Origin of the sequence: Cupriavidus sp. UYPR2.512, assembly GCF_000379565.1 — a bacterium.
GTDB lineage: Bacteria > Pseudomonadota > Gammaproteobacteria > Burkholderiales > Burkholderiaceae > Cupriavidus.
The window spans coordinates 1-9238 of record NZ_KB902877.1 but is presented as its reverse complement, the minus strand read 5'-3'; the positions used below and the strand labels follow the sequence as shown (position 1 = coordinate 9238).

Genomic DNA, 9238 nt, shown 5'->3' with positions numbered 1-9238 from the left:
CGGCAAGACCATTGACTTCCTGTTGCGCGCGCGCCGAGACACTGCCGCTGCCCGGCGCTTCTTCGAAAAGGCCATCGCCCAGAACGGTGCGCCAAANACCGTCACGGTGGACAAGAGTGGCGCGAACCTCGCGGCCCTGCAGGCGATCAATGCTGAGCGGGAAACGCCGATCAAGATCAGGCAGAACAAGTATCTGAATAACCTCGTTGAGCAGGACCACCGTGGCATCAAACGCCGGGTCAGGCCGATGTTGGGGTTCCAGAATTTTCGCTGCGCTCGCATCATCCTCGGTGGCATCGAGACCATGCGCATGATCCGCAAAGGGCAGATGGTTATCCCCAGGGGGAGCAGTCCGTCGGCCGCCGAGCAGTTCTATTCCTTGGCCATATGACCGCGGCGCTCTCGCCACCCTCGGTCGCCCTTACAGTAATTCCTTATCGCGACAGAACCCGATTGCGTGACATGCTGACCATGCAGCTGCGACACCACTGATATGTCCGACAGCGTCTCCGGTCATGCGGGGTGTCTTGCTGTCAACGTGTTTTCCACCCGTTCGAGGAGAAGAGCGTCATGGCGTGCGACTTTCAGAGGCTCCGCGTGAGCGCGGACAAGACCGACGGGCCTTGCTGGCTCGCGTCTTTCAGCAAGGGCGCGCTGCTGAGCGCCTGCATGGCGATATTGGCCGGTTGCGGTGAGGGCGGCAGCGACCGGTCCGGCGCGGCTTCCCCGACTTCTCCAGCTCCTCCGACACCTCCGGCAATCCAGGCACGGTGCGCAATGGACACGACTGTCGCGGCCTCGTTCGAGGAGCAGCGCCTGACCAACAAGCTGAGTACCAGCGATGCGTTCAGCTTCTCGCAGCAACTGTTGCAGGCCAGCGGCTTCGACAAATTCGGCCCGGAGTTCGCGCGCAAGCTGTGCAAGGATGGCGTGGCGGGGGCATCGAGCCATGACGAGGCCTTGGCGCTGGTCAAGACCGAGGGCCAGAAACTCTGGCAGGCGGCGGTGGACCGCGTCCAGGGGCGCAAGGTCGAGGGCACGCTGCCCAAGAGTGACGACCGCATGCTGTACTGGGCGCGGCTGACGATGACGCTTGCGCTTCGCCAGTGGAAGCCCGACTTCGCACTCAGTGACGAGCAGCGTGCCGCGCTGGAGCAGACTTTCGAGCGTGCCTCGCGTGGTCAGGATGCAATCGACTTTCCCGAAGGGGTGCGCTACAAGCGCATCCTGGTCAGCGGCTTCGATCCATTCACGCTCGGCGCGCCGGGGGTGGACGGCAATCCGAATATCCGCATCGGCAACCCTTCGGGCGCCACTATCCTGTCGCTGGACGGCGTGACCCGCACCCTGCCTGACGGGACCCAGGCCGTGATTCGCACCTTCGTCCTGCCGGTGAACTACGGCTCCTTCGCGATGGGAATGCAGGAAGACACCCTGGGCCCGTGGTTCAAGTCGGGCCCCAAGCGCGTCGAAGCGTCCATCAGCATGAGCCAGGGTAGCGGCGCCTTCCATCTGGAGCATTTCAACGGTCGATATCACTCCGCCAATTTTCCCGGCAATGACAATCAGCATCCCGAATGCAGGGCAGGTGGCGAATTTGCTGCGGCACTGGAATGCGACATCTTCCCGCCGGCGCGCTGGTTCGGCCGGGAGACCAAGCCCTGGAAGCGGGACGATCCGCCCCAGTTCACCCAGGCGAGCCTGCCGTTCCAATTCATGATCGACGCGAAGACGGGCGCCGGTATCGGCAACGCGGGCGGGTCGAACGGCTGGAAGGTGATCCGGCGGGATTCGTACGACGTGCAGGCGTACTGCTCGAAATCCGCGAGCGATGCGGGTATGGCGCGTGAGCAGGCCCAGAAGGCGGTGGATGTCGCCGTGGCAGCGTTTCTGGCAGGGACCGGCACGATCGAGGCTTACTATGCAGCTTCTGCCGCGCTCCAGGCTGCGCCCGCCGTGAACCCCCTGGAGACCAACTGCGCGACGTCCGGCGGCGGTGGGAACTACCTTTCCAACGAGAGCGCCTACCGCAACACCCTGCTGCGCGATGTCTTCAATCTGAATATCCCGGCCGGACACATCCACACGCCGGTGATGACGGTTTTCGGTGCGGGAAGCGATGGCAAGATCACGGATGCCACCTTCGAGCAGACGCGCGACGCCATCGTGGCGCAGGCGCGTAATCTGGTATTCGCGGTGGCAGACAGCCTGGCTGCCGCATCGGGCGCACGGTGATCCATCAAAGGAGTAGTGCCATGACATCCAAGTGCTTCGCTGTTCTTCTCGGGTTTGTGCTGAGCGGCACGGTGGCCGCTCAGCCCTCCGGCGGCTTCTTCCTGTTCAAGAACATGCAATCCGGCCAGGTCGTCTGCGCGCAGATGCGCATCAGCCCGGAGTGGGTGCAGCAGGCGGGCGGTCCGTTCAAGGATCCCGACTGCAAGATTCCTGAAGAGCCCAAGTCCGAGAGCAAGGATCTGCCGGCCGTGCCGCCAGGTCTTTCACCCAAGAAGTAAGTCGATTTCTCGCAACGGTGTCCACGCTATCGCCAACCCGTGCGGGCCGTGGCGGGGATGACTGCGTCCGTTTCCTGCAGCGTTTCCCAGTTTCTCAATTCCGGAGCACATTTCATGTCGTATCCGATCAAGCACATCGCGCTGGCTACCTTCGCGGGCCTGACCCTCATCGCTAGCGTGCAGGCCCAGACCAGGTGGGACCTGGCCAACGCCTATCCCGCGACCAACTACCACACCGAGAACATTACCCAATTCGCCAGGGATGTGGAGGCTGCCACCGGGGGCAAGCTGAAGATCACGGTGCACGCCAACGCGTCACTGTTCAAGGCGCCGGAGATCAAGCGCGCGGTGCAAAGCGGCCAGGCTCAGGCAGGCCTCTGACCAAGATAAGGCCGAATTGCCATCATAAGCCTTGTGGTTATGAAAACACTTCGCCTTATTCGGATTGAGAATAAGCAGTTCAGGCCGTGAACGCCTGCCCAAACTGCCTTGCCCGCTTGACGTCGTCGCTGTGGAGATAGATCGACGTGGTCGAAATCGACGCATGGCGCAAGTTATCGCGCACGGCGCTCAGCTCGACGCCCTTGGCCAGCGCGTGCGTTGCATGGGGTAGTCGTCCTTTTTGTGCATGTATGGACCCGACGCCTTTTGCAAGCTTCTTGTTCGTGATGTCGAAACGGTCTGCATGCATGTATCCGGCTTGCCCGATGGGCGCTTGCCGAAGCACGCCCGCAGCCTCGATGAGATCCGCGCACCCTGTCCTTAGCAAAATCGCGGCGTGCCTAAACCGGCCGCCGGCACGAAAAACAGGCTTTAGGATGCTGGTTCAACCAATTTCGTCATCGCTTTGAGAAGCTTCGCAAACCTGCGTGGGTATTTCTCTCCTTGCAAGCGGTTGGGAGCTATGCTGCCGCGCGTCGCGTCATATAGTTCGAGTCTCCGCTGAGCAGCGCCTGGATGACGCGCGCGTTCTTGTTGGCGAGTGCGACCGCCGCGCAGTTGTGCCCCCGCCGTGCAATCAGTTGCTGCAGCCAGACGCTCTGCGGATCGGCTTTTCTGGTTGCGTAGCGCAAGACCGCCCGGGCGCCGTGGATAAGCAGAGTCCGCAGGTAGGTGTCACCGCGCCGGCTAATCCCGTGCAGTCTGGGCTTGCCCCCTGAGGAGTACTGGCGTGGCACCAGGCCGAGCCAGGCTGCCAAATGGCGGCCGTTCCTGAATTGCTTGGCGTCGCCGACAGCGGCGACCATGGCAGTGGCGGTAATCGGACCAATGCCAGGCACTTCCGCAATCTTCTTGCACAGCGCGGATCGCTTCATGAAGGACTGGATCGATGCTTCGATCAAATGGACGCGCGCCTCGATCGCCTGCAGGTGCTGCAGCATTTCAGTCAACAGCGTCTGGCAGAACGACGTCAGTTCGTCGGCGCTCTTGCTGAGTAATTCCGGGATGGCGCGTTTGAACGCCTCGGGTGAACGCGAAATCGTGAGTCCCCGCTCGCCGAGCAGGCCACGCATCTGGTTGATCATGGCGGTACGGTGGCGGAGAAGGATTGCGCGCATCCGGTGCGCGGCCTGGATATCCTGTTGCTCGACCGACTTGACTGTAACGAAGCGCATGGCAGGCCGGCTGGCGGCCTCGACGATCGCTTCGGCATCGTTGCGGTCATTCTTGTTCGTCTTGACGAAGGGCGAGACATACTGTGGACTGATCAGCCGGACTTCAATGCCTAGCGACTGGAAGCGTCGTGCCCAGTGGTGAGCGGTGCTGCAAGCTTCCATAACGACCATCCCCGGCTTCAGCGTGCGTACTGCCTCCAGGAGCGAGCCACGGGAGACCTTCGCTCGATGTACAGGCCGTCCGCGGTGGTCCGCGCCATGGAGCTGGAACACTTGTTTGGCGAGATCGATGCCAAGGATGTCGATTTCCATGATGAACCTCCACGTGTCAGGTTGAGGCCGACAGTGTCCCCCGAAGGGAGACGTCGGGTCCATCTCAGTAAAATCTTACGGTTTCCCCGCAAAGCCTTTCTTTATAAGATGCTCCGTGCAAAGCAGGCAGCTGTCTGCTGCCCTCAAGTGACTTCGGGAGTACCATGTCCGCCCGCGAATTCGGATCGTGTCACCTGGATGGGGGCGGAAGATGCCGGGCTTGGAATTTCGTTATGTGGGGAAAGACAGCTTGCCTTCTCGATTGTCGGAATTCGATGTCGAGTACTATTTCGCGCTGACCGACAGCGACGTTGCCGCAATCAACCAGAAATTTCGGCGTGCCGGCCGCGCCGGAGCCGCCATCCAGCTGGCATTTCTGCGGGCAAGTGGCTGTACCCTTGACCAACTGAACACACTCCCCCGTCAGCTCTTGCGCTACGTGGGCGAGAAGCTGGGGTTACCAACTCCGACGATCGCCTCGCTACGCACCATCTATCAGCGATATCCGACGCTGTATGAACACGGCTTTGTCCGGATGGGTACGAGTTCCCGTGCTATGGACGCGACTATGCATTTTTGACGCAAACCGGTTTGCCGAAGGCGTTCCACCGGTTCAGCAGGTTGGCGATGATTACGCCTTCGCCTTCCTGCGACGCAAGCTCCTGCGTCAGCAGGCGCTCGCCGATGCAGCGCTTGATGCGCGAGATCTGCGCCTCGACCAGCGAGCGCACACCGTAGCCGTATTTCTTGTGAAATGCATAGATGCCTTTGTCCTCGATGTATCTGACGATCTGGTCATGCCGGCGGGTTCGCTCCTCGCCGTGTACGACAGCGTGAGCTGGCGGTGGGATGACGGGCGTCACGCCCGCGCCTGAAAGCGCTTCGGTACGCTCGATGCTGTAGATCCATCGGCACATCAGCGGGCAGCACGGCGTCCATTCCTTCGCTGTCCGATACTTCTGTAGTGGTGATGCGGATCGCGTGTACGTTCATGTCAGCGTCGATCGACAGATGCATCTTGCGCCACGGCGTGCGCGCGGCCTTCTGAGCGTACTTTTCCTCGTACCACTGGCTCGCCCGCCCAAAGCTCAATCCCGTGCTGTCGACGATGAGACTGATCGTCCCGCCGCGCGCGAGACGCCGGGCCAGCTGTTCGCAACGCTGCGTGACGCTCACCTCCAGTGAAGCGAACCGTTCGCCCAGCTGACTGGCGCTGGGCACCGGGATGTCCAGCCCGCGAGTCTCCCAGTAGTCCTCCATATAGCCGGTGATCTGCCGCATCCCCCAGCCGAACAGCCGGTAGAAGGTAAAGATCAGCTCGATGTACGCCGTGGTATAGGTCGGCTCACGCCCCGACACGCCCGGCGTACGGATCTTTGCGTTGATAAGCTGCGCCTTCAGATCGCCGCCCGGCACATACAGGCTGATCATGCCGCGCTTTCTCAGGCTCTGGTTATACGCCCGCGCGTTCGTCACCCGGTACCCCGGCTTCTTGCGCTTGCGCGGTTCACCCGTCTTTAGTCTGGCTTTATATGGCATTATTCAAGCTGGCTTCATGATGTTGCGCTTTTACACAACCCGCAGCATCTTTGCAATACCCCCATCCGGACAAAGCCACTTCGGATGAGACATACTTCGCTACGCTGCCAGCGATCAAATCGGCAGCTTGACCACCTCAGCGCCTCCACTTAAAAATCCGGATTCCCTGTCCGAACAAACGGCGCCACCTCTCTTTGCCGGCCCCGCCCATTCCATCCGGAGACCCAAACGCCATGCCTGATATCGACACCCCCTATGGCTCCGTCGATGCCGCTGCGCTGCAGTCACTGCAGCAGCGCTACGATACGTTGGTCATCCAACAAGCGGTAGACCTCCTCGACAAGATTCGAGCTCGTTGTGGCATTGATGGGCGGCGTGATGATCTGCTGCGCCTGCACGGCATGGCGCACACCGTGATCAACGGCGCGAGCCTCGTGTATTCGACGGACGACCTCACGCTGGTGGAGCAGGCTGATGACCTCATCGAGGAACTGGAAGACTGGCAGCTTGTGCTCGAGCGGATGCTGCTCGCCTTGCGTCCTCTCCAGGACTTGCGCTCCCAATCGGATGATTTGATATGAAGCCAGTCGCGCACAAGTGGCAATTCGCCCAGCGTTTTCGGCGCCACGCCTTTGGCTGGCGCTCGGGCACGCCTATCCAGCGCATCAAGGAAGCGGTCGCTGAAATTAAACAGGTGGCGCGTACTGATGCGGTGCTCGCAGCCGAAGGTGCGGTCAAATTCCTGGAGAGGGTTTCACCGGCCCTCGAACAGGTCGACAGCTCTTCGGGAGCGCTTGGCACCGCTGTGAACCGCGCCATCGACGTGCTGGTTCCGATCATTGCCGGTGCACAGGTCGATACCGCCATGCGTGAGCGCTGGCTCGATCGGCTATGGGAAGCGATTCAGGACCAGGGGGTTCCGTATATCGAGGCCTTGTCAGAAGAGTGGGACAAGCTTTGTGTGAACCCGGAGATTGCAAACACGTGGGCCGACGATTTCTTGCCGTTGGTGAAACATATCTGGGCCGATCGCGCCGGAGGATATTTTGCAGGAACCCGCATCTGTCTGGCTTCCCTGTATGCGGCCGGACGGCATGAGGAATTGGTTGCGCTGGTGGACTGCGCCCCCTTCAAGTGGTGGCACTACCGCCAATGGGCCGTCAAGGCACTGGTCGCGCTGGGCAGGAAGGCCGAAGCCCTTGCCTATGCGGAAGCCACGCGGGGCCGCAACAACCCGGATGGGCACATCGCCCGGGCCTGCGAAGCGATTCTGTTGTCCTCGGGTCTTGCCGAAGAGGCCTACGAGCGCTATGCCCGGGAGGCCAATCAGGGCACCACTTATCTAGCGACGTTCCGGGCCATCGTGAAGAAGTACCCGCACAAGACGCCCGAATCCATCCTGCGCGACCTAATCGCATCGTCTCCCGACGTACCCGGCAAGTGGTTTGCGGCAGCCAAGGACGCCGGATTGTTCGACTTGGCCAGCGAACTGGCCAAAACCAGTCCGACCGATCCCCGGACGCTCACGCGTGCTGCGAGGGATCTTGCGGAAAAACGACCGGCGTTCGCCATGAACGCGGGAATGGCAGCGCTGCACTGGATTGTGCAGGGCCATGGTTACGAGATTACAGGGATCGACGTACTTGACGCCAGCCGGGCCACCCTGCAGGCCGCTGCTCACGCGGGTGTCGACCCCGAACAGATCCGGGCGCAGATTCGACAGTTGACGGCCGGACCTATCCACAGGCCGACTTCGTCAGCAATGTATTGCGGGCCATCTAACCGGTCGTGAGGGAAGCGCGAAGATGTACAGGCATGACGTAAATCGTGATGGCGAGCTTAGCAGCAGCGGCCTGGTGAACTTCCGCGAGCGCGCTCTTTCCCCTTTGGCGGTTCCTGTTGCTGGGTGTAGGACGAAGGTAGCGGCATGGGAAGCGCTTTTCGCACCGCCCCATGCCCAAGCATGGGCGCCGATGCTGTCGTGAGCAATTTCGTGCATGGCTACTCCAGTCGCCGCCCCAATGCCTGGAGCTGCGAGGAACTCGACATACTGCGTCGTCGTTGGGCGGATCCACTTCCCGTGCGCGTTTGGAAAACTGAATTGCCGGCGCGGACCGAAAGCGCCATCCTGAGCATGGCCAACTTCCTTGGTCTGCCTCGCCGCAATGTCAAGGCTAACGCGATGGGTTCGTTGACATGGAATGCGATCCGAAAGGCTTTGGCCAACGGATCCGAGCTATCCTGCAAACAGATTGCAACGCGCACGGGACTGAGCCGGAATTACATCGGGGTTGAATTGCGGGCACACTACCCAATGGATGTGCATATTGCCGGGTACACAAGCGGCAGCAACAAGGCATTGCTGTGGAAGCTCGGACGTGGCCAGGATGCCGTTAAGCCTCAGCCATTCACCAAGGCTGAGATTGCGCAACGGCGCCGTGCCCGACGCAGATTGATTCGCCGGGATATCGCCGCGTCATGGATCTAGCCTGACTGGCTGGCAGGAGTGCGTAGAGAGCCGGGAATCTGCTTTCAGCGATGCTACAGAGATAAGCGTTATTATCGCGTGATGCGTCTTATAAGAAAAAACCTATTCATATGAAAACGGGCCAGACCCCGGCTTCTGCGTCCACCACACCAGCCGGCTTCCCCGATGCCGATTCGCTGGCGGCATTGCGCGGCTGGTACGCGGGGCTCAGTTCTCGCGCGGCCGTTGAGCACTATCTGGCGGCTCGCAAGGCTGCCGGACAATCGGCGCGCGGTATGCTCGGGAACATCCGTCGAGATCTCATGCTGTTTGCCGACAGCCGCCACAGGCCGGATTTCGCCGCGGTGTTCCAGCACACCCCAGAGGAGAGGCGTGCACGCGCCAGCGCCGTCGAGCGGGCAATCAAGCTATTGCCCACGCTACCGGTGCCGCAACCCCAGATCAGCGACGCCATCGATGCATGGCTCGCGCCGCGGACCGTCAGGGCGCTGCAGGCCCATGGCATTCGTACGCTGTCAGACCTGACGGTACGCATCCCCCGCCGGCGAGGCTGGTGGAAAGCCATCGAGGGACTTGGCATGGCAGGGGCCCGCCAGGTGGAAGCCTTCTTTGCCGCCCATCCGCAGCTCACCGAGCGTGCCCGCGCCCTGATCATCGTCGCCCAGCCAAGCGGCATCGTGCCATGGGAACAATTGCATCTGCCGGGCGAGGTCGACGGCTCGCGGGGCAGTTTCCGGGCCCCGCGCAACGCCTGCACGCTGAATGCGACC

General features: G+C 61.5%; 11 protein-coding genes and 2 pseudogenes. 9 read left to right on the top strand and 4 right to left on the bottom strand.

Annotated features, from left to right (window positions below; translation table 11 throughout):
* The 4 genes and pseudogenes from A3A5_RS0107670 to A3A5_RS0107655 form a co-directional block, all read left to right on the top strand.
* A partial coding sequence (locus tag A3A5_RS0107670; RefSeq protein WP_018310022.1) for a DDE-type integrase/transposase/recombinase occupies positions 1–391 on the top strand: 391 nt, incomplete at its 5' end.
* A 386-nt stretch (positions 392–777) separates the two neighbouring features.
* The gene (locus tag A3A5_RS0107665; RefSeq protein WP_018310021.1) at positions 778–2235 is read left to right on the top strand and encodes a hypothetical protein; all 1458 of its coding nucleotides are present in this window, start codon (positions 778–780) and stop codon (positions 2233–2235) included.
* Positions 2236–2255: 20 nt separating this feature from the next.
* A complete protein-coding gene (locus A3A5_RS0107660) occupies positions 2256–2513 on the top strand; it encodes a hypothetical protein (protein ID WP_018310020.1) in 258 nt (85 codons plus the stop codon).
* A 114-nt stretch (positions 2514–2627) separates the two neighbouring features.
* A pseudogene (locus tag A3A5_RS0107655) lies at positions 2628–2888 on the top strand (C4-dicarboxylate ABC transporter substrate-binding protein); the annotation flags it as partial.
* 85 nt (positions 2889–2973) lie between these two features.
* On the opposite strand, the pseudogene A3A5_RS40885 reads toward A3A5_RS0107655, so the two are convergent.
* Positions 2974–3129 (bottom strand): annotated as a pseudogene (locus A3A5_RS40885) (site-specific integrase); the annotation flags it as partial.
* 286 nt (positions 3130–3415) lie between these two features.
* Positions 3416–4441: an IS110 family transposase gene (locus tag A3A5_RS0107645; protein WP_018310017.1), complete on the bottom strand. Its 1026-nt coding sequence runs from the start codon at positions 4439–4441 to the stop codon at positions 3416–3418.
* Positions 4442–4661: 220 nt separating this feature from the next.
* Between A3A5_RS0107645 and A3A5_RS0107640 the strand changes: the two genes are divergently transcribed.
* Positions 4662–5021: a DUF4158 domain-containing protein gene (locus A3A5_RS0107640; protein ID WP_232431288.1), complete on the top strand. Its 360-nt coding sequence runs from the start codon at positions 4662–4664 to the stop codon at positions 5019–5021.
* On the opposite strand, the gene A3A5_RS43975 is transcribed toward A3A5_RS0107640, so the two are convergent.
* On the bottom strand, positions 5008–5304 hold the full coding sequence (locus A3A5_RS43975; protein ID WP_232431287.1) for a hypothetical protein: 297 nt from the start codon (positions 5302–5304) through the stop codon (positions 5008–5010). The genes A3A5_RS0107640 and A3A5_RS43975 overlap by 14 nt on opposite strands.
* Complete coding sequence (locus A3A5_RS0107630; protein ID WP_018310014.1) at positions 5237–5872, bottom strand: transposase; 636 nt, start codon at positions 5870–5872, stop codon at positions 5237–5239. The genes A3A5_RS43975 and A3A5_RS0107630 overlap by 68 nt, the downstream gene beginning before the upstream one ends.
* A 341-nt stretch (positions 5873–6213) precedes the next feature.
* On the opposite strand from A3A5_RS0107630, the gene tnpC reads away from it, so the two are divergent.
* From tnpC to A3A5_RS37845, 4 genes are all read left to right on the top strand, one after another.
* Entirely contained in the window at positions 6214–6561 is a 348-nt protein-coding gene (gene tnpC, locus A3A5_RS0107625) for a Tn3 family transposase post-transcriptional regulator TnpC (RefSeq protein WP_018310013.1), read from the top strand.
* Positions 6558–7772, top strand: coding sequence for a hypothetical protein (locus tag A3A5_RS0107620; protein WP_026200554.1), 1215 nt, complete (start codon positions 6558–6560; stop codon positions 7770–7772). Before tnpC ends, A3A5_RS0107620 begins: the two co-directional genes overlap by 4 nt.
* A 171-nt stretch (positions 7773–7943) precedes the next feature.
* Complete coding sequence (locus A3A5_RS0107615; protein ID WP_157637151.1) at positions 7944–8468, top strand: hypothetical protein; 525 nt, start codon at positions 7944–7946, stop codon at positions 8466–8468.
* A 110-nt stretch (positions 8469–8578) separates the two neighbouring features.
* On the top strand, positions 8579–9238 hold a 660-nt coding region (locus tag A3A5_RS37845; RefSeq protein WP_035811991.1), incomplete at its 3' end, for a phage integrase family protein.

What these genes read in the sequence shown, in the direction of transcription:
- A3A5_RS0107665 (WP_018310021.1), top strand. Translation starts at nt 778, where the DNA reads ATGGACACGACTGTCGCGGCCTCGTTCGAGGAGCAGCGCCTGACCAAC.
- A3A5_RS0107660 (WP_018310020.1), top strand. Translation starts at nt 2,256, where the DNA reads ATGACATCCAAGTGCTTCGCTGTTCTTCTCGGGTTTGTGCTGAGCGGC.
- A3A5_RS0107645 (WP_018310017.1), bottom strand. Translation starts at nt 4,441, where the DNA reads ATGGAAATCGACATCCTTGGCATCGATCTCGCCAAACAAGTGTTCCAG.
- A3A5_RS0107630 (WP_018310014.1), bottom strand. Translation starts at nt 5,872, where the DNA reads ATGATCAGCCTGTATGTGCCGGGCGGCGATCTGAAGGCGCAGCTTATC.
- tnpC (WP_018310013.1), top strand. Translation starts at nt 6,214, where the DNA reads ATGCCTGATATCGACACCCCCTATGGCTCCGTCGATGCCGCTGCGCTG.
- A3A5_RS0107620 (WP_026200554.1), top strand. Translation starts at nt 6,558, where the DNA reads ATGAAGCCAGTCGCGCACAAGTGGCAATTCGCCCAGCGTTTTCGGCGC.
- A3A5_RS0107615 (WP_157637151.1), top strand. Translation starts at nt 7,944, where the DNA reads ATGGGCGCCGATGCTGTCGTGAGCAATTTCGTGCATGGCTACTCCAGT.